A 17,917-nucleotide genomic window follows, 5' to 3' on the forward strand; every position below is an offset into this window, starting at 1 on the left:
ATCCGGCCCGGCGAGAGCCGCCGTCCGGGGCGTTCGGCGGCGGACCGGACCCAGCGGGGGGCCAGCAGGCGGCCGGACCCAGCAGGGGCAGACCCCAGCGGGCGGCCGGACCACCACGTGGCGGGTCCCGGTCGGCGGGACCCGGCAAGCGGCCGGGTCCCGCAAGCGGGCGGCCGGCGGACCCGGCAGGGGGGCAGGCCCCCGCAGGCGGGCGGGCTCAGCGGGCGGGCGGGCCCGCCGCGTGGCGGGTCCTGGTGGGCGGGGGCCTCAGTAGGTGGGTGAGCCGATGACGCGGGCCAGGGTCTCGTCCAGCGCGCGGGCCGTGCCCTCGACGTCCAGCTGCGAGTTGTCGATGATCGGCAGGCCGGATCCGTACCAGCCGGCCATCCGCCCGTGGATCCGGGCCACCTCCTCGTCGGAGAGCCGGCGGTTGCCGGAACGGGCCGCGTTGCGCTCCAGGACGACCTCCAGGCCGGGCAGGAGCACGACCGGCAGCAGCGCCGGGCCCACGTGCCGTTTCCAGCCGCCCAGGCCCACCACGGGCCGGTCGGGGAAGACGGCGTCGTCCAGGATGCAGGAGATGCCGTTCGCCAGGAAGTTGCGGGCGGCGAACCCGCAGGTGCGACGGGCCAGGCGGTACTGGGCCTCGGAGTGGTCGTTCCAGCCCGCCTGAGGGTCGGCGAAGCCCGAGCAGACCCATTCGCGGACGTCGTCCAGGCTGACGTGCGCGGTCGGCACCGGGCGGGTGGCGGCCCAGTGCCGGGCCACGGTCGTCTTGCCCGCGCCCGCCGGACCGATCAGCAGCACCGCGAGGGTGGCCGCGCCGGTGCCCGGGGCGACCGCGGGCGGCAGCGGGATGTGCCCGGTGGGCTCGGGCGACGGCGGCTGGGCGGGCGGCAGCGGAACGTATCCGCCGCTCTCGTGCGCCGAGGGCCGGTCGGGCGGCGTCGGGTGCCCGGGCGGCGTCGACTGCCCCGGCTGCGGCTGCGCAGGACCCGGCCAGCCCCCCGCCGGGGGTATGGGCGGCTGCGGGGGCGCCTGCGGCTGCTGCCCCGGCTGCCCCCAGCCGCCGCCCCCCACTCCTTGCTGCATTCCGCTGCCACTCCGTCTCGTTCCGGCGACTGATGCGAGAACGTTATATGACCTCGGAGCCCGAGCCGCCCACCGGCACCGTCAGAGCGTGACTTCGTCCGCCAGCGCGCGCAGTGCCAGCCGGTACGAGCCGATGCCGAAGCCCGCCACCGTACCCGTGGCGACGGAGGCGATGACCGACGTGTGCCGGAACTCCTCGCGCGCGTACGGGTTGGAGATGTGCACCTCGATCAGCGGCGCGGTGCGCTGGGCCGCCGCGTCGCGCATCCCGTACGAATAATGCGTGAAGGCCCCCGGGTTGATGACCACGGGGATCTTGCCGTCCGCGGCCTCGTGCAGCCAGCGGATCAGCTCGCCCTCGTCGTTGGTCTCGCGGACCTCGACGTCGAACCCGAGTTCGGCGCCCAGCGCCCGGCAGCTCTCCACCAGCCCGGCGTACGAGGTGGCCCCGTACACGTCGGGCTCGCGCGACCCGAGCCGGCCCAGGTTCGGGCCGTTCAGGACCAGGACGCGCCGGCTCACGCGGCGACCTCGCCGAAGGCGGCGAACAGCACCGCCGGGTCCGGCCCCTCCAGCACCGTCGGCTTGGCCAGCCCGTCGAGCACGATGAAGCGCAGCAGGTCGCCGCGGGACTTCTTGTCGAGCTTCATGGTCTCCAGCAGCTTGGGCCACTGGTCGCCCCGGTAGGTCAGCGGCAGCCCGACGGAGGCGAGCACCGCCTTGTGCCGGTCGGCGGTCACGTCGTCCAGCCGGCCCGCGAGCCGGCCGAGTTCGGCGGCGAAGACCATGCCGACGGAGACGGCCGCGCCGTGGCGCCACTTGTAGCGCTCGTTCTTCTCGATGGCGTGCGCGAGGGTGTGGCCGTAATTGAGGATCTCGCGCAGCCCCGATTCCTTGAGGTCGCTGGAGACCACGTCCGCCTTGACCCGGATGGAGCGCACGATGAGTTCGGCCGTGTGCGGACCTGCGGGCGTGCGGGCCGCCTCGGGGTCCGCCTCGATCAGGTCGAGGATGACCGGGTCGGAGATGAACCCGGCCTTGATGATCTCGGCCAGGCCGCTGACGTAGTCGTGGACCGGCAGCGAGTCCAGCGCCGCGAGGTCGCAGAGCACCCCGGCCGGCGGGTGGAAGGCGCCGACGAGGTTCTTGCCCTCGGCGGTGTTGATGCCGGTCTTGCCGCCGACGGCCGCGTCCACCATGGCCAGCACGGTGGTCGGGACGGCGACCCAGCGCACGCCGCGCAGCCAGCTCGCCGCGACGAAGCCCGCGAGGTCGGTGGTGGCACCTCCGCCCACGCCCACGATCACGTCGGTGCGGGTGAACCCGGACTGCCCGAGCGCCTTCCAGCAGTACGCCGCGACCTCGACGGTCTTGGCCTCCTCGGCGTTCGGCACCTGGATGGCGACGGCCTCGTAGCCCTGCGCCGCCAGGTCGTCCCGCAGCGCCTCGCCCGTCGAGGCCAGCGCTTCGGGGTGGATCACGGCCACGCGCTGGGCGCGGGTGCCGATCAGGCTGCCCAGCTCGCCGAGCAGCTGCCGGCCGACCAGCACGTCGTACGCGTCGTGCCCGGCGCTCGCGCCGACGTTGATCCGCGTCACCTGGTCTGTCATACGTCCTTCAACTCCAGAGCGTCGAGGACCGCCTGGGCGACCTCTTCGGGGGTGCGGTCGTCGGTGGTCACCACGACGCGCGCGACTTCGGTGTACAGGTGACGGCGGGCGTCCATCAGCTCGCGCCACTGTCGGCGCGGGTTGACGGCGAGCAGCGGGCGCGCGGCGCCGAGGCCGACGCGCCGTACCGCTTCCTCGACGTCCATCGACAGGTAGGCGACGGGCAGGCCGGCGAGCAGCTCGCGGGTGCCCGCGTCGAGGACCGCTCCGCCGCCGAGGGCGAGGACTCCGGTGTGCTCGGCGACGGCGGCCGCGACGGCCCGCCGCTCCAGCTCGCGGAAGTACGGCTCGCCCTCGTCGACGAAGAGGTCCGCGATCTCGCGGCCTTCGGCGGCGACGATGTCGGCGTCCGTGTCCCGGTAGGGGACGCCGAGCCGCTCGGCGAGGAGTCCGCCCACCGTGGACTTGCCGGACCCCATGGGTCCGACGAGGACGATCAGGGGCCCGCCGGTCACCGGATCTGCAGGTTGTCGAGGTACGAGCGGACGTTGCGGCGGGTCTCGGGGACGGAGTCGCCGCCGAACTTCTCCACGACGGCGTCCGCGAGGACGAGCGCGACCATGGCCTCGGCGACGATGCCCGCGGCCGGGACGGCACAGACGTCGGAGCGCTGGTGGTGGGCGACGGTCGCCTCACCGGTGGCGACGTCGACGGTGGCCAGGGCGCGCGGCACGGTCGCGATGGGCTTCATCGCGGCGCGCACGCGCAGCAGCTCGCCGGTGGTCAGGCCGCCTTCGGTACCGCCGGAGCGGCCGGTGGTGCGCCGCAGCCCCTCGGGCGTGGAGACGATCTCGTCGTGGGCCTTCGAGCCGGGCACGCGGGCCAGCTCGAAGCCGTCCCCGACCTCGACGCCCTTGATGGCCTGGATGCCCATGAGCGCGGCCGCGAGGCGCGCGTCGAGACGGCGGTCCCAGTGCACGTGCGAGCCGAGGCCGACGGGGACCCCGTACGCGAGCACCTCCACGACGCCGCCGAGGGTGTCGCCGTCCTTGTGGGCCTGGTCGATCTCGGCCACCATCGCCTTCGACGCGTCGGCGTCGAGGCAGCGCACCGGGTCGGCGTCGAGCTTCTCGACGTCGGCGGGGGTCGGGTAGACGCCGTACGGGGCCTTGGCGGAGGCGAGTTCGACCACGTGGGAGACGATCTCGATGCCGGCGGTCTCCTTGATGAAGGACCGGGCGATCGCGCCGAGGGCCACGCGGGCGGCCGTCTCACGGGCGCTGGCGCGCTCCAGGATCGGGCGGGCCTCGTCGAAGCCGTACTTCTGCATGCCGGCGAGGTCTGCGTGGCCGGGGCGCGGGCGGGTCAGTGCCGCGTTACGGCCGGTGTCCTTGAGGAGGCCGGGGTCCACGGGGTCGGCCGACATGACCGTCTCCCACTTGGGCCACTCGGTGTTGCCCACCATGACCGCGATGGGGGACCCGAGGGAGAGCCCGTGCCGGACGCCGCCGAGGAAGGTGATCTCGTCCTGCTCGAACTTCATCCGGGCACCGCGGCCATAGCCGAGCCGGCGCCTGGCCAGGTGGTCGGCCACCAGCTCGGTGGTGACCGGGACGCCGGCGGGGAGGCCCTCCAGCGTCGCCACCAGGGCCGGTCCGTGCGACTCTCCTGCGGTCAGCCAACGCAACCTGCTCAACGATGCTCCTCATGCTCGCGCCTGGTACAGCCTCGGCGCGATCTGGGTGCGCGGCCCGGATCCGCCGTACCCGATCCTCCCACGTCCGCACCGGTGCACCACGCTCCGGTCCAGCTATCGGACGGCCGTCCCACGCCGGCGCCACCACTGGAAACCCTCCCAGAGGGCCGCGGCGGCCAGGAGCGCGCCGATGGTCCACTTCGCCCAGGCCGGAAGCGTACCGAGCAGGACGCGGGCGAACACCACGACGCCGTACGCCGCGTCCCACTTGGATGCCAGCAGCTGACCCGCCCCGATCGCGCCCACGCGAACCCCTCTCGCCCCCCGACACCGCAGGTGCCGACGCTAGCGCGCGGCGAGCGCCCGCTCACCGGCGGCCCGCATGGCGGCGAGCGGGCCGGGGGCGCGGCCGGTCATCTGCTCGACCTGGAGCACGGCCTGGTGCACGAGCAGGTCGAGGCCGCCGACCAGTGCGCCGCCGCGGCCGGACCAGGCGGCGGCGAGGGCGGTGGGCCAGGGGTCGTAGAGGACGTCGAACAGGGTGCCCGGGGCCGCGGGCACGGCGGGGGCCAGCTCGTCCGTGGCTCCGGCCGGGGTGGTGGCGATGACCAGCGGCGCGGTGAGCGCCTCGGGCGCGCGCGACCAGTCGGCCGTGCGGACGTCGACACCGAGCCGCTCGCCCCACTGCCGCATCTCGTCGGCCCGGGCGCGGGAGCGGACGTACGCGGTGACCTCACCGGTGCAGATCCGCGCGAGCGCGGCCAGCGCGGAGGAGGCGGTGGCGCCGGCGCCGAGGATCGCGGCGGCGGGCACCTTGTCGACGCCGCGCTCGTGCAGCGCGGCGACGATGCCGGGGATGTCGGTGTTGTCGCCGACGCGGCGGCCGTCCTCGGTGAAGACGACGGTGTTGACGGCCTCGACGGAGGCTGCGGTGTCACTGACCGCGTCGAGCAGCGGGATGACCGCCCGCTTGAGCGGCATGGTCAGGGACAGCCCCGCCCACTCGGGCCCGAGCCCGGCCACGAACCCGGGGAGCGCGGCCTCGTCGATCTCGAACCGGTCGTAGGTCCAGTCGGCGAGGCCGAGCTCCCGGTACGCGGCGCGGTGCAGCACCGGTGAGAGGGAGTGCTCGATGGGCGACCCCAGCACCGCGGCCCGTATGCGTGACATGTGTTGCTATCCGCCGTTCTTCTGCTTCTGCCGTTCGTTGAACTCCGCTACCAGCTTCTCGTGCTCCGCGAACGTCTTGGTGAAGGTCGTCTTCTGGCCGTCGACCGACACGAAGAACATCCAGCCGCCCCTGTCGGGGTTGAGCGAGGCGTTCAGGGCGTCGGTGCCGGGGTTGCCGATGGGACCCGGCGGCAGGCCCTTGTAGAAGTAGGTGTTGTAAGGGTGGTCGAGCGTCTTGGTCTCGGCGCGGGAGACGTTGATGTTGCTCGTGCCCTTGAGGTAGTTGATCGTGGAGTCGAATTCGAGCTTCTGGTTGGTGACGTCGTTCGTCTTCTTGAGACGGTTGTAGATGACGTCGGACATCTTGCGGAAGTCGTCGTGGTTCATGCCCTCCGCGTTGACGAGGCTGGCGACCGTGACGACCTGGAGCGGGTTCTCCAGTCCGAGGTCCTTGGCCTTTGCTTCGAGGCCGAGCGCCGCGTACTTGTCGCTCGCGTTCTTGACCATCTGCTTGAGCAGGGCCTCGGGGGCCATGTCCTTGGTCAGGTCGTAACGCGTCGGGTACAGGAACCCTTCGAGCGGGTCCATGATCTTCGGGTTGGAGGCGGCCCAGGCCGGCAGGCCCAGGTTCTTGGCCTCGCGCTTCGCGATGTCCTGCGTGGTGCCCTGCGGCTTGCCCAGCTTGTTGTCGATCATGGCGTAGACGTCGACGTTGCGTTTGCCCTCGGGAACGATGATGACGTTCAGCTTCGAGGGGTCCGTCATCAGCGCGACGGCGGCGGCGGCGGACATCTTCTTCTTGAGCGGGTAGGTGCCGGGCTGGATGCCCTTGCCCTTGGGGGTGTCCGCGGCCGTCACGAACGCCTTGGCGCTGGCGACGACGCCCGCCTTCTCCAGGATGCTGCCCATCTGGGCGAGGGTGGCGTTCTTGGGGATCTCGACGTCCACCGTCTCTTCGAGGCCCGGGCCGGCGTAGTCCTCGCCGGGGCCGTAGCGGGCCTTGATGTAGGTGTAACCGTAGTAGCCGCCACCGCCGAGGACGGCTGCGACCACCACGGCCGCGACCAGGCAGGACACGCCGCGGCGTCTGGGTTTCGCCTTCGGCTTCTTCGAACGGCCCCCGCGGCGGCCACCGCCGCCACGGCCGTCGTCGTCGCCCGCGGGGGACTCCGGCTCCTCCTCGGGGTCCTCGGTGAGGAGGTCGGCGTCCTGGCTGTCCGGCTCCGGTTCCAGGTGGCGCCGGCTCGGGGGCACCGGCGGCGGGTAGGCCTCCGGGGTGGCGTACAGGTCGGGGGCCTCGCCGGGGAAGCCCGCGGCGGTCTGCTGGGCGTACGGCTCGGCGTCCGCGTACGGGTCCGCGGGCGCGCCCGCGTACTGGCCCTGGCCGGTGTCCCAGGGCTGGCCCCCGTAGGCCGGCTGCGGCTGGTCGTTCTGCTGGTACTGCTGCTGCGGGAGGAAACCCTCCTGCGGGTACTGCTGGTACTGCTGCTGGAGCTGGTCCGGGTGCTGCTGGTACTGCTGCCCGTCCTGGAAGTGCCCGTCCGCGAACTGGGGGGTCTGGAACTGGGGGGCCTGGTGCTGCGGCGCCTGCGCGTACTGCTGCTGCGGGTCACCGGCGTAGGGCATCTGACCCTGCTGGGCCGGATGCCCGTCGTACCCCTGGTCCCCGTAAAGGGGGTCCTCGGGGTGCCACGGTTCGGGGGCGCGGCCCCGGCCATACTCAGTCATCGGTCCCCTAGAGCCGCGAGACGGAGGCAGCGGCTCATCGCCACGGCACCCGGTTCCGCCTCTGAAGTGGTGGGCGACGGCTGTTCGAATGCCGTCACATCGCGCGGAACGTTACCGTATCGCGATCAGACAACCACTTCGACGCACTCACCGGGCGGATTACCTGATACCCGTTCGGTCTCAAGAGCGTTCTGAAGGATCACCACGGCGGCCGCCTGGTCGATGACCGCCCGCCCCTTCTTGGCGTTCTTCCCCGACGCCCGCAGCCCCTGCGCGGCGGTGACCGTCGTCATCCGCTCGTCCACCAGACGGACCGTCACCGGCTTGATGCCCTTGGCGAGTTCGCCCGCGAAGACGCGCACCTTGGCCGCGGCCGGCCCCTCCCGCCCGCTGAGCGAGCGGGGAAGGCCGACCACGACTTCGAGCGGCTCGTACTCCTGCACGAGCTGCCGCAGCCGCCTGTGGGCGAACGGGATGTCCCGGCCGGGCACGGTTTCCACCGGTGTGGCCAGCACCCCGTCGGGGTCGCAGGAAGCGACCCCGATCCGGGCGTCCCCGACGTCGATGGCCAGTCGGCGGCCGCGGCGCAGTGTCATCGTCAGGCCGTCTCGGCGACGAGGCGCTCGACGGCGGCGATGGCCTCGGGCACGGCGGCCGGGTTCTGGCCGCCGCCCTGGGCCACGTCCGGCTTGCCGCCACCGCCGCCACCGAGGGTCTTGGCGGCGGCACGGACCAGGTCACCGGCCTTGAGACCCCGCTCGCGGGCGGCGTCATTGGTGGCGATGACCGTCTGCGGGCGCCCGCCCGCCACGGTGAACAGGGCCACGACGACCGGTCGGCCGCCCTGGATGCGCCCGCGCACGTCGAGGACCAGCTTGCGCAGGTCGTCGGCGCCGGTGCCGTCGGGCACCTGGCCGACGACGAGGGCCACGCCGCGGATGTCCTGGGCGTTCTCGGCGAGCCCCGCGGCGGCCTGGAGGACCTTCTCCGCGCGGAACTTCTCGATCTCCTTCTCGGCGTCCTTCAACTTGCCGAGCATGGAGGCGATCTTCTCGGGCAGCTCCTCGGGGCGGCCCTTGACCAGCTCCTGGAGCTGGGCGACGACCGTGTGCTCCTTGGCGAGGAAGTTGTAGGCGTCCACGCCCACCAGGGCCTCGACGCGGCGCACGCCGGAGCCGATGGAGGACTCGCCGAGCAGCTTGACCAGGCCCAGCTGGCTGGTGTTGCCGACGTGGGTACCGCCGCACAGCTCCTTGGAGAAGTCGCCGATGGTCACGACGCGCACGCGCTCGCCGTACTTCTCGCCGAACTCGGCGATGGCGCCCTGCTTCTTCGCCTCGTCGATGCTCATCACCTCGGCGGTGACGTCGAGCTCGCGGGAGAGCACGTCGTTGATCTTCTGCTCGACGTCGGTGAGGACGGTGCCGGGGACGGCGTTCGGGGAGCCGAAGTCGAAGCGGAAGCGGCCGGGCGAGTTCTCGGAACCGGCCTGGGCGGCCGTCGGGCCGAGCGCGTCGCGCAGCGCCTGGTGGGTCAGGTGCGTGGCCGAGTGGGCGCGGGCGATGGCCCGGCGGCGCTTGACGTCGATGGCGGCGTAGGCGGCGGCCCCCACCGTCACCTCGCCGACCTGCACCGATCCCTTGTGTACGGAGACGCCCGGGACGGGCTGCTGGACGTCGCGGACCTCGATGACGGCGCCGGAGTCGAGCTTGATCCGGCCCTGGTCGGCGAGCTGGCCGCCGCCCTCGGCGTAGAAGGGGGTGCGGTCCAGGACGACCTCGACCTCGTCGCCCTCGGAGGCGGCGGGCGCGGAGACGCCGTTGACCAGCAGGCCGACGATGGTGGACTCGCCCTGGTTGGTGGCGTAACCGGTGAACTCGGTGGCGCCGGCGCCGTCGGCGATCTCCCGGTAGGCGGACATGTCCGCGTGGCCGGTCTTCTTGGCCTTGGCGTCGGCCTTGGCGCGGTCGCGCTGCTCCTGCATGAGGCGGCGGAAGCCGCTCTCGTCCACGGAGAGGCCCTGCTCGGCGGCCATCTCCAGGGTGAGGTCGATCGGGAAGCCCCAGGTGTCGTGGAGCAGGAACGCCTTGTCGCCGGAGAGGACCGTGCCGCCGGTGGCCTTGGTCTCGGTCACGGCGGTGTCGAGGATGTTCGTGCCGCCCTTGATGGCCTTGAGGAAGGCGGCCTCTTCGGCGAGCGCGACGGTCTCGATGCGCTTGCGGTCGGTGACCAGCTCCGGGTACTGCTGCCCCATCGTGTCGATCACGACGCCGATGAGGTCCTGGACGACCGGGCCGGTGGCGCCCATGAGGCGCATGTTGCGGATGGCGCGGCGCATGATGCGGCGCAGCACGTATCCGCGACCCTCGTTGCCGGGAGTGACGCCGTCGCCGATGAGCATCGTCGAAGTGCGGATGTGGTCGGCGACCACGCGCAGCGAGACGTCGGTGTTCGCGGCGGCGCCGTACTGCACGCCGGTCAGCTCGGTGGCCTTGTCCATGACCACGCGCAGGGTGTCGGTCTCGTACATGTTCTGCACGCCCTGCAGGATCATGGCGAGGCGTTCGAGACCGAGGCCGGTGTCGATGTTCTTCGAGGGCAGGTCGCCGAGGATCGGGAAGTCTTCCTTCCCGTCGCCCGCGCCGCGCTCGTACTGCATGAAGACCAGGTTCCAGATCTCCACGTACCGCTCGTCGTTGACGGCCGGGCCGCCCTCGACGCCGAACTCGGGGCCGCGGTCGTAGTTGATCTCGGAGCAGGGACCGCAGGGTCCGGGGACGCCCATGGACCAGAAGTTGTCCTTCTTGCCCAGGCGCTGGATGCGCTCGGCGGGCACGCCGATCACGTCGCGCCAGATCTGCTCGGCCTCGTCGTCGTCGAGGTAGACGGTGATCCAGAGCTTCTCGGGCTCCAGGCCGTAGCCGCCGTCCGCCACGGAGCTGGTGAGCAGCTCCCAGGCGTACTTGATGGCGCCTTCCTTGAAGTAGTCCCCGAAGGAGAAGTTGCCGCACATCTGGAAGAACGTGCCGTGGCGGGTGGTCTTGCCGACCTCTTCGATGTCCGGGGTGCGGACGCACTTCTGCACGCTGGTCAGCCGCGGGGCCGGGGGCTTGACCTCGCCCAGGAAGTAGGGCTTGAACGGCACCATGCCCGCGGGCACCAGCAGCAGAGTCGGGTCGTCCGCGATGAGCGACGCCGAAGGGACAACGGTGTGACCGCGCTCCTCGAAGAAGCTCAGCCAGCGGCGGCGGATTTCAGCCGACTCCATCAGTGGTCCTCATTCCGGTTGTACGAGAGATTCGGGCGGTGGGTGTTCTGGTCGTGCGGGTCGAGCGCGACGGCCCGCGTCCGCCGGGGCCCGGGCAGGGCCGTGACGTTGCCGGTCAGGGCCGGCTCGTCGGGGTCCTGGCGCAGACCCAGTGCGTCGTTCAGCTGTTCTTCGCGCTGCGTCATTCCCGCCTTGACGTCCAGGGCGAATTCCTTGAGGCGGTGGCCCGCCTCGACGGCCTTGTCGGCGGCCTGCGCGGCGAGGCTCTCCGGGGTCAGCTTCTTGAGCTGCCGGTTGACCTTGGTGGTGGCCCACACGCCGGCGGCTGCGCCTGCGGTGAACCAGAAGGCTCGGCGGATCATCGGAGGTCTCAGCCCTTCTGCTTCCGGCGCCGGGCGCCCGGCACCGTACGGCCGACGATCACAGTGCGTCGGGGGGTCTTGGTCGGCTCGGCGTCGGTCTTGCCCAGGGCCTTGCGCACGCCGTAGCCGAAGGCCGCGATCTTGACCAGCGGGCCGCCGAAGGTGGAGGCCACGGTCGAGGACAGTGCGGAGGCGTTGGAGGTGACCTCCTGCACGTCGCTCGCGATCGCGTCGACCCGGTCGAGCTGGGTGCGTGCGGAGCGCACGGTGGTGGAGGCGTCGGCGAGCAGCGGGACGGCCTGCTCGGTCACGTCCGCCACGAGCTTGGTGGTCGCCTTGAGCACCTGGGCCAGTCTCACCAGCACCACGGCGAGGAAGGAGACCAGGATGGCCCAGAAGACGGCCACGAGGATCCCGGCCACCTCTCCACCGGACACGTTTGCACCGCTTCCTGCACATAGATCACTGGGTATGAAAAGTCTTCTCCGACCCTATCGCGCCGGAGATCCCCGGCCGTACCGGAATTCCGGCCCCGGCCGGGAAAGCAGGAAGCCCGCCGGCTCCCCCGAGGGGGAACCGGCGGGCTGACCAGCCTGTGAGGCTACGACCGCCGGAAGATCAGCGGGCGTAGTACTCGACGACGAGCTGCTCGTCGCAGATGACCGGGATTTCCTTGCGGTTCGGGTCGCGGTCCAGGCGGAAGGCCAGGGCCTTCAGGTTGACCTGCAGGTAACGGGGGGTCTCGCCCTCGCCTGCGTAGCCACCCTCACGGGCAACCTGGAACGGAACCTTCTCGCGGCTGCGCTCGCGAACCGTGATCACGTCGTCCGGGCGGACGCGGAACGACGGCTTGTCGACCTTGGCACCGTTGACCTCGATGTGGCCGTGGACGACCATCTGGCGGGCCTGGTAGATGGTGCGGGCGATGCCCGAACGCAGGACCAGGGCGTCGAGGCGACGCTCGAGCTCGACGACCAGCGCCTCGCCCGTCTTGCCTTCGGCCTTCTTGGCGCGGTCGTAGGCGCGAGCCATCTGGCGCTCGGAGATGTCGTACTGCGCGCGCAGACGCTGCTTCTCGAGCAGACGAACCTTGTAGTCCGAGTTCTGCTTGCGGCCACGGCCGTGCTCGCCCGGCGGGTAGGGGCGGGCCTCGAAGTACTTGACGGCCTTCGGGGTCAGCGCAATGCCGAGGGCACGCGACTTCTTGACCTTGGGTCGCTTCTGGTTCACGTGGAACCTACCTCCATGTAGTCAGGTGAGACTTACCGGTAACGAGGGGGACGTAATGTCTCGACCACATGGGATCCCCCTGCCCAGTGCGCATCGCAGTTCGGGTTCCAACGAAACGGAATCCGCTTTCGACGACGGTAAGCAGGGTCAGCCGCGTCCCAGGGAAGGCGTTCGGCAGCTCACCGGAGCCGAACGCGTACGAACCCTCGTAGAGTCCAACGCCTCAGTATCCCCCACCTCGCAGGATGCTCCTGACACCAGGAACCGCCGCGATGCGGGGCAGGGGGGCGGCCACTGTGGGCCGTCACCCCGGACGGGAACGTGATTTCTCCTTGTTTCCTCGGAATCCACGGCTGCCGGGGCTGCCGCTCACGTCCAGGAACCGGCCTCACCCCCGTGATCGAGATCACGGATGTGGAGCCGGTGTCCGTGGACCATCGTATCCGAGGCCGCGGCGGGCACGGGCCCGCCCCGGGGCGGGTCAGCCGCGCTCGCCGCGCAGCCGTTCGCGGACCTTCTCCACCACGTCCGCGTACCGGGCCTCTGCGCCGTAGCGCGTCGGCTCGTAGTACCGCTTGCCCTGGACCTCGTCCGGCGCGTACTGCTGGGCGGCGATCGCGCCCGGTACGTCGTGCGGGTACACGTATCCCACCGCGTGACCGAGCTTGGCCGCGCCCTTGTAGTGGCCGTCCCGCAGATGGGCCGGGACCGCGCCGGCCAGCCCCGCCCGTACGTCGGCCAGGGCCGCGCCGATCGCCGTCGTCGCGGTGTTCGACTTGGGGGCCAGCGCCAGGGCGATCGTCACGTGCGACAGGGTCAGCGCCGCCTCCGGGAAGCCGATCATGGCCACCGCCTGCGCCGCCGCGACCGCGAGCGGCAGGGCCGTCGGGTCCGCCAGCCCGATGTCCTCGCTCGCGGAGATCATCAGGCGCCGGGCGATGAACCGGGGGTCCTCCCCCGCCTCGATCATCCGGGCCAGGTAGTGCAGCGCCGCGTCCACGTCCGAGCCCCGGATCGACTTGATCAGCGCGCTCGCCACGTCGTAGTGCTGGTCGCCGTCCCGGTCGTACTTGACGGCGGCCCGGTCGACCGACTCCTCCAGCGTCCTGAGGGTGATCTCCGGCTCCCCCTTGGCGATCGCCGACCCGGCGCCCGCCTCCAGCGCCGTCAGGGCCCGGCGGGCGTCGCCCCCGGCGATGCGCAGCAGGTGCGCCTCGGCGTCGGCCGGCAAGGTCACCGCCCCGCCCAGCCCACGCTCCTCCGTCAGCGCGCGCCGCACCAGCGCGCTCAGGTCCTCGTCCGTCAGCGGCTCCAGCGTCAGCAGCAGGGAGCGCGAGAGCAGGGGCGAGATGATCGAGAAGTACGGGTTCTCGGTGGTCGCCGCGATGAGGGTGACCCAGCGGTTCTCGACGGCCGGGAGCAGCGAGTCCTGTTGCGCCTTGCTGAACCGGTGGATCTCGTCGAGGAAGAGGACGGTCTCCTTGCCGTACCCGCCGGCCGCCCGCCGTGCGCCCTCGATGACGGCGCGTACCTCTTTCACGCCCGCGGTGATCGCCGACAGCTCCACGAACCGCTTCTGTGTCGCCTGGCTGACCACGTAGGCGAGGGTGGTCTTCCCGGTGCCGGGAGGACCCCAAAGGATCACTGAGGAGGCACCGGCCGGTCCCCCGGCGCCTTCCCCGACCAGCCGCCGGAGCGGCGAGCCGGGTTTGAGCAGGTGCTGCTGGCCCACGACCTCGTCCAGGGTGCGCGGGCGCATCCGGACGGCGAGCGGAGAAGCGGACGGGTCCTTCTCCTGGCGGTCCTCGGCGGCGGCGGTGAAGAGATCTGGTTCCACACGGGAAGCCTATGCGAGGGCACTGACAGCCCGGGGGCCGTCACCAGGCCGTCACGAGGTCCAGAAGTCCCACCAGCGGGTCAGGATCAGCATCCCGATGATCCCCATGTGCAGCACGGGCAGCACCCAGGGGAACTCGTCGAGGAAGCCCCGCAGCCAGCCCGGGGCGGGAAGCATGCGGGTGCGCACGTTGTGGGCGGTCACGTACCAGAACATGAAGATCGTGGCGACCCAGGCCAGGCAGCACCACAGGCACAGGGAGTTGATGTTGTACAGCGACTGGTACATCAGCCAGGTGCAGAAGCCGACGCCGAACAACGTGCCCGCGTTGAGCGTGAGCCAGTACCAGCGGCCGAAGCGCGCGCCCGCCAGCAGGCTCATGCCGACGCAGATCACGATGCCGTAGGCCACGAGCCCCAGCATCGGGTTCGGGAAACCGAAGACGGCCGCCTGGTCGCTCTTCATGATGTTGCCGCAGGAGACGATCGGGTTCAGGCTGCAGCCCGGCGTGAAGTTCGGGTCCTCCAGCAGCTTGAACTTGTCGATGGTGATCACCCAGGCGGCCAGCAGCCCCGCCGCGCCGGTGATCACCAGCAGCAGCGCCAGGGCCCGGCTCGCACCGGAGGTCCGGGCGGTGTCCGTGTCAGAGCCTGTTGTCGTCATCCCGCCCGCTCCACATCTGCAAGGTCATCAAGCACCGGCCATTGTGCCGTACGGGGGACCCGCGGGGCCGTTCGTTGGAGATAAGGACGGTCTCCGGAGCCGGTGACGGCGAAGGGCGGCCCGGGAGTCTCCCCGGGCCGCCCCTTCACCGCGACGGCCGTCAGGCCAGCTGCGCCCGCAGCACCTCGACCACCTCGGTCACGGCCACGGGGTTCTGCTCGCCGGACTCCAGGTCCTTGAGCTGCACCACGCCCTCGGCGAGGTCCCGGTCGCCCGCGACGATCGCGAAGCGGGCGCCGGAGCGGTTCGCGTCCTTCATGGCCCCCTTGAGGCCCTTGCCGCCGTACGAGATGTCCGCCGCGACCCCGGCCCGCCGAAGCTCCGTCACCAGCCCGAACAGCACCGGCTTCGCCTCGCCCAGCGCCACCGCGAACACCGACGTGGCCGCCGGGATGTCCAGCTCGACGCCCTCGGCCTCCAGCGCCAGCACCGTGCGGTCCACGCCCAGCGCCCAGCCCACCGAGGGCAGGGCCGGACCGCCGATCATCTCGGACAGGCCGTCGTAGCGGCCGCCGCCGCCTACCGCCGACTGCGAGCCGAGTCCGTCGTGGACGAACTCGAAGGTGGTGCGCGTGTAGTAGTCCAGGCCGCGCACCAGCTTCTCGTCGTCCTCGAAGGCGACGCCGGCCGCCGTGATCAGCGCCCGCACCTCCTCGTGGTACTGCTTGCACGCGTCGCACAGGTAGTCCCGCAGCACCGGGGCCCCGACGAGCTGCTTCTGTACGTCGGCCCGCTTGTCGTCGAGGACGCGCAGCGGGTTGATCTCCGCCCGGCGCACGGTCTCCGCGTCGAGGTCGAGCCCGCTCAGGAAGGACTGGAGCGCTTCCCGGTAGACCGGGCGGCACTCCTTGTCGCCGAGCGAGTTCAGCAGGATGCGGAAGTTCCGCAGGCCCAGCGAGCGGTACGCCTGGTCGGCCAGGATGATCAGCTCGGCGTCCAGGGCCGGGTCCTCGGCACCGATCGCCTCGGCACCGACCTGCGAGAAGTGGCGGTAGCGGCCCGCCTGCGGACGCTCGTAGCGGTAGTACGAGCCCGAGTACCAGAGCTTGACCGGCAGGTTGCCCTTCTTGTGCAGGCTCGCCTCCAGCGCCGCGCGCAGCACCGAGGCCGTGCCCTCGGGACGGAGGGCCAGCTGGTCGCCGCCCTTGGTCTCGAAGGCGTACATCTCCTTGGAGACGATGTCGGTGGACTCGCCGACGCCGCGCGCGAACAGGCCGACGTCCTCGAAACCGGGCGTTTCGATGTAGCCGTAGCCCGAGTTCCTGAGCGGGGCGGCGATGGCCTCACGTACCGCCAGGAACTTCACGGAGACCGGCGGGATCAGGTCGTAGGTGCCCTTGGGGGCCTTGAAGGTGCTCACGGAAGTCTCGTCACATTCCTCGTCGTGGGGCGGCTGCGCCGTCCCCCAGGCCGGCGGCGACGTCCCGCAGGTACGGGTTGGTCGCACGCTCGCGCCCGATGGTGGTCTGGGGACCGTGGCCGGACAGCACCACCGTCGAGTCGTCCAGCGGCAGGCACACGCGGGCCAGCGAGCGGAGTATCTCGGCGTGGGAGCCGCCGGGCAGGTCGGTGCGTCCGATGGAGCCGGCGAAGAGCAGGTCGCCGGAGAAGAAGACGGACGGGACGTCCGCGCTCTCCGGCATCCGGAAGGTCACCGACCCCTTGGTATGTCCGGGTGCGTGGGCCACCGAGAAGTCCATCCCGGCCAGCTTGAGGCCCGCTCCGTCGGCCAGCTCGCGGACGTCGTCCGGTTCGCCGACGGTCAGCTCGCCCATGAGCGGCATCCCGATGGAGCGGCCGAGGGCCTTCTCCGGGTCGCTCATCATGTACCGGTCCTCCGGGTGGATCCAGGCCGGTACGTCGTGTGCTCCGCACACCGGGACCACCGAGGCGACATGATCGATGTGGCCATGGGTGAGGACGACCGCGACGGGCTTGAGCCGGTGCTTCTTCAACGTCTCCTCGACGCCCTGGGCGGCCTGGTGGCCCGGGTCGATGATGACGCACTCCTCACCGGCGGCGGGGGCGACCACATAGCAGTTGGTCCCCCAGGCCCCTGCGGGGAACCCGGCAATCAGCACGTTCGTCCTCAATCGTCGTCCGGCGTGAGCTCGGGCGGCGCGCACGGAGTGCGATGCCGCTGCTCAGAGCCTACCGGGGCGGCTCATGGCACAGCGAACCCATATACGGTACGGACTGGCCCAGCCCGGACAGCGGTACCAGAGACGTACAAGGAGACGACCGGTGGTCAGCAGCGATCAGCGTCGGCGACAGCTCGCCAGGGAGAAGTACGAGCGCCAGCAGCAGCGGCGGGCCGAGGCCCGCCGCAAGTCGCGCCGCCGCGCGGCGGTGATCGGCGCGGCGGCGGCCGTGGTGGTCGCGACGCTGGTCGGCCTCGTGGCGGGCGGTGTCTTCGACGGCGAGGACAAGAAGACCAAGGCTTCGGACACCCCCTCGCCGTCCGCGTCCCCGACCCCCAAGCAGTCGCCGCCGGCGATGGCGATCGACGACAAGGCGAAGTACACCTTCGACCTCAAGACGAGCGCGGGCGACGTCAAGTTCGAGATGGACGCGGCGAAGACCCCGCAGACGGTCAACTCGTTCAAGTCGCTCGCGGACAAGGGCTTCTTCGACAACACCAAGTGCCACCGCCTGGTCACCAGCGGCATTTTCGTCCTCCAGTGCGGTGACCCCCAGGGCACCGGCATGGGCGGTCCCGGCTACACCATCCCGGACGAGAACCTCGACGCACTGGGCAAGCCGAACGAGCAGGGCCAGGTGATCTACCCGGCGGGCACGGTGGCGATGGCGAACACCGGCCAGCCCGGGACCGGCGGCAGCCAGTTCTTCCTCGTGTACAAGGACAGCCCGCTCGCGCCCTCGTACACGCCCTTCGGCAAGATCGACGCGGCCGGCCTCAAGGTCGTGGAGGACGTCGCGAAGGCGGGGACGGCCGACGGGGCCCAGGACGGCGCTCCGAAGAACCCCGTGACGATCGAGAAGGGCACCGTCACCAAGAACTGACCGGTATCGGGGCGCGGCGACCGGGCCCGGCCATCCGCGTCCCGTACGTCGATATTGCGTCGTGCGGGATGCGGACAGCCGGCCCGGCGGTCGCCTATGTTGGCGTTGTGCAGGGCGGGCGCGGCCCGCCCCAGGAAACTGTGGACGATGCCCGGGGGTGAACCCCTCGCGAGGCAT

The 17,917-nt window shown here is 71.3% G+C and carries 18 protein-coding genes; 1 reads left to right on the forward strand and 17 read right to left on the reverse strand.

What is annotated here, in order from left to right:
- Positions 1–267: 267 nt before the first annotated feature.
- The 17 genes from IE207_RS17405 to IE207_RS17485 form a co-directional block, all read right to left on the reverse strand.
- Entirely contained in the window at positions 268–1,092 is an 825-nt protein-coding gene (locus IE207_RS17405) for an AAA family ATPase (RefSeq protein WP_190185156.1), read from the reverse strand.
- Between the two features lie 81 nt (positions 1,093–1,173).
- On the reverse strand, positions 1,174–1,614 hold the full coding sequence (gene aroQ / locus IE207_RS17410; protein ID WP_190185157.1) for a type II 3-dehydroquinate dehydratase: 441 nt from the start codon (positions 1,612–1,614) through the stop codon (positions 1,174–1,176).
- A complete protein-coding gene (aroB, locus tag IE207_RS17415) occupies positions 1,611–2,702 on the reverse strand; it encodes a 3-dehydroquinate synthase (RefSeq protein ID WP_190185158.1) in 1,092 nt (363 codons plus the stop codon). Before aroB ends, aroQ begins: the two co-directional genes overlap by 4 nt.
- Positions 2,699–3,217, reverse strand: a complete 519-nt coding sequence (locus IE207_RS17420; RefSeq protein WP_190185159.1) for a shikimate kinase — start codon at positions 3,215–3,217, stop codon at positions 2,699–2,701. The genes aroB and IE207_RS17420 overlap by 4 nt, the downstream gene beginning before the upstream one ends.
- Positions 3,214–4,398 (reverse strand): chorismate synthase, encoded by a 1,185-nt coding sequence (gene aroC, locus IE207_RS17425; protein ID WP_190185160.1) that lies wholly within the window; start codon positions 4,396–4,398, stop codon positions 3,214–3,216. The genes IE207_RS17420 and aroC overlap by 4 nt, the downstream gene beginning before the upstream one ends.
- A gap of 114 nt (positions 4,399–4,512) precedes the next feature.
- Entirely contained in the window at positions 4,513–4,704 is a 192-nt protein-coding gene (locus tag IE207_RS17430) for a hypothetical protein (protein ID WP_190185161.1), read from the reverse strand.
- A gap of 39 nt (positions 4,705–4,743) precedes the next feature.
- Positions 4,744–5,568: a shikimate dehydrogenase gene (locus tag IE207_RS17435; protein ID WP_190185162.1), complete on the reverse strand. Its 825-nt coding sequence runs from the start codon at positions 5,566–5,568 to the stop codon at positions 4,744–4,746.
- Between the two features lie 6 nt (positions 5,569–5,574).
- Positions 5,575–7,296, reverse strand: a complete 1,722-nt coding sequence (mltG, locus tag IE207_RS17440; protein ID WP_190185163.1) for an endolytic transglycosylase MltG — start codon at positions 7,294–7,296, stop codon at positions 5,575–5,577.
- Between the two features lie 125 nt (positions 7,297–7,421).
- Positions 7,422–7,892 carry a Holliday junction resolvase RuvX gene (gene ruvX / locus IE207_RS17445; protein ID WP_190185164.1) on the reverse strand — a complete coding sequence of 157 codons (471 nt, stop codon included), beginning with the start codon at positions 7,890–7,892 and terminating at the stop codon, positions 7,422–7,424.
- A gap of 2 nt (positions 7,893–7,894) precedes the next feature.
- Positions 7,895–10,564, reverse strand: a complete 2,670-nt coding sequence (gene alaS / locus IE207_RS17450) for an alanine--tRNA ligase (protein WP_190185165.1) — start codon at positions 10,562–10,564, stop codon at positions 7,895–7,897.
- Entirely contained in the window at positions 10,564–10,926 is a 363-nt protein-coding gene (locus tag IE207_RS17455; protein WP_190185166.1) for a DUF6167 family protein, read from the reverse strand. The genes alaS and IE207_RS17455 overlap by 1 nt, the downstream gene beginning before the upstream one ends.
- A gap of 8 nt (positions 10,927–10,934) precedes the next feature.
- Positions 10,935–11,363 carry a DUF948 domain-containing protein gene (locus IE207_RS17460; protein WP_190185167.1) on the reverse strand — a complete coding sequence of 143 codons (429 nt, stop codon included), beginning with the start codon at positions 11,361–11,363 and terminating at the stop codon, positions 10,935–10,937.
- 181 nt (positions 11,364–11,544) lie between these two features.
- Positions 11,545–12,156 (reverse strand): 30S ribosomal protein S4, encoded by a 612-nt coding sequence (gene rpsD / locus IE207_RS17465; RefSeq protein WP_030026606.1) that lies wholly within the window; start codon positions 12,154–12,156, stop codon positions 11,545–11,547.
- A gap of 481 nt (positions 12,157–12,637) precedes the next feature.
- Positions 12,638–13,993: a replication-associated recombination protein A gene (locus tag IE207_RS17470; protein ID WP_190185168.1), complete on the reverse strand. Its 1,356-nt coding sequence runs from the start codon at positions 13,991–13,993 to the stop codon at positions 12,638–12,640.
- Between the two features lie 51 nt (positions 13,994–14,044).
- Complete coding sequence (locus IE207_RS17475) at positions 14,045–14,656, reverse strand: vitamin K epoxide reductase family protein (RefSeq protein ID WP_190185169.1); 612 nt, start codon at positions 14,654–14,656, stop codon at positions 14,045–14,047.
- 160 nt (positions 14,657–14,816) lie between these two features.
- Positions 14,817–16,076 (reverse strand): histidine--tRNA ligase, encoded by a 1,260-nt coding sequence (gene hisS, locus IE207_RS17480; protein ID WP_190185170.1) that lies wholly within the window; start codon positions 16,074–16,076, stop codon positions 14,817–14,819.
- Between the two features lie 10 nt (positions 16,077–16,086).
- Positions 16,087–16,797 (reverse strand): MBL fold metallo-hydrolase, encoded by a 711-nt coding sequence (locus tag IE207_RS17485; RefSeq protein WP_190185171.1) that lies wholly within the window; start codon positions 16,795–16,797, stop codon positions 16,087–16,089.
- Positions 16,798–16,960: 163 nt separating this feature from the next.
- On the opposite strand from IE207_RS17485, the gene IE207_RS17490 reads away from it, so the two are divergent.
- The gene (locus tag IE207_RS17490) at positions 16,961–17,740 is read left to right on the forward strand and encodes a peptidylprolyl isomerase (RefSeq protein WP_190185172.1); all 780 of its coding nucleotides are present in this window, start codon (positions 16,961–16,963) and stop codon (positions 17,738–17,740) included.
- Positions 17,741–17,917: the final 177 nt, after the last annotated feature.

Origin of the sequence: Streptomyces cirratus, from assembly GCF_014650775.1 — a bacterium.
GTDB classification, from domain to species: Bacteria; Actinomycetota; Actinomycetes; order Streptomycetales; family Streptomycetaceae; genus Streptomyces; species Streptomyces cirratus.

Excerpts from the sequence above, each read along its gene's own strand:
- IE207_RS17405 (WP_190185156.1), bottom strand. The coding sequence starts at position 1,092 with ATGCAGCAAGGAGTGGGGGGCGGCGGCTGGGGGCAGCCGGGGCAGCAG.
- aroB (WP_190185158.1), bottom strand. The coding sequence starts at position 2,702 with ATGACAGACCAGGTGACGCGGATCAACGTCGGCGCGAGCGCCGGGCAC.
- IE207_RS17435 (WP_190185162.1), bottom strand. The coding sequence starts at position 5,568 with ATGTCACGCATACGGGCCGCGGTGCTGGGGTCGCCCATCGAGCACTCC.
- mltG (WP_190185163.1), bottom strand. The coding sequence starts at position 7,296 with ATGACTGAGTATGGCCGGGGCCGCGCCCCCGAACCGTGGCACCCCGAG.
- ruvX (WP_190185164.1), bottom strand. The coding sequence starts at position 7,892 with ATGACACTGCGCCGCGGCCGCCGACTGGCCATCGACGTCGGGGACGCC.
- alaS (WP_190185165.1), bottom strand. The coding sequence starts at position 10,564 with ATGGAGTCGGCTGAAATCCGCCGCCGCTGGCTGAGCTTCTTCGAGGAG.
- IE207_RS17455 (WP_190185166.1), bottom strand. The coding sequence starts at position 10,926 with ATGATCCGCCGAGCCTTCTGGTTCACCGCAGGCGCAGCCGCCGGCGTG.
- IE207_RS17475 (WP_190185169.1), bottom strand. The coding sequence starts at position 14,656 with ATGACGACAACAGGCTCTGACACGGACACCGCCCGGACCTCCGGTGCG.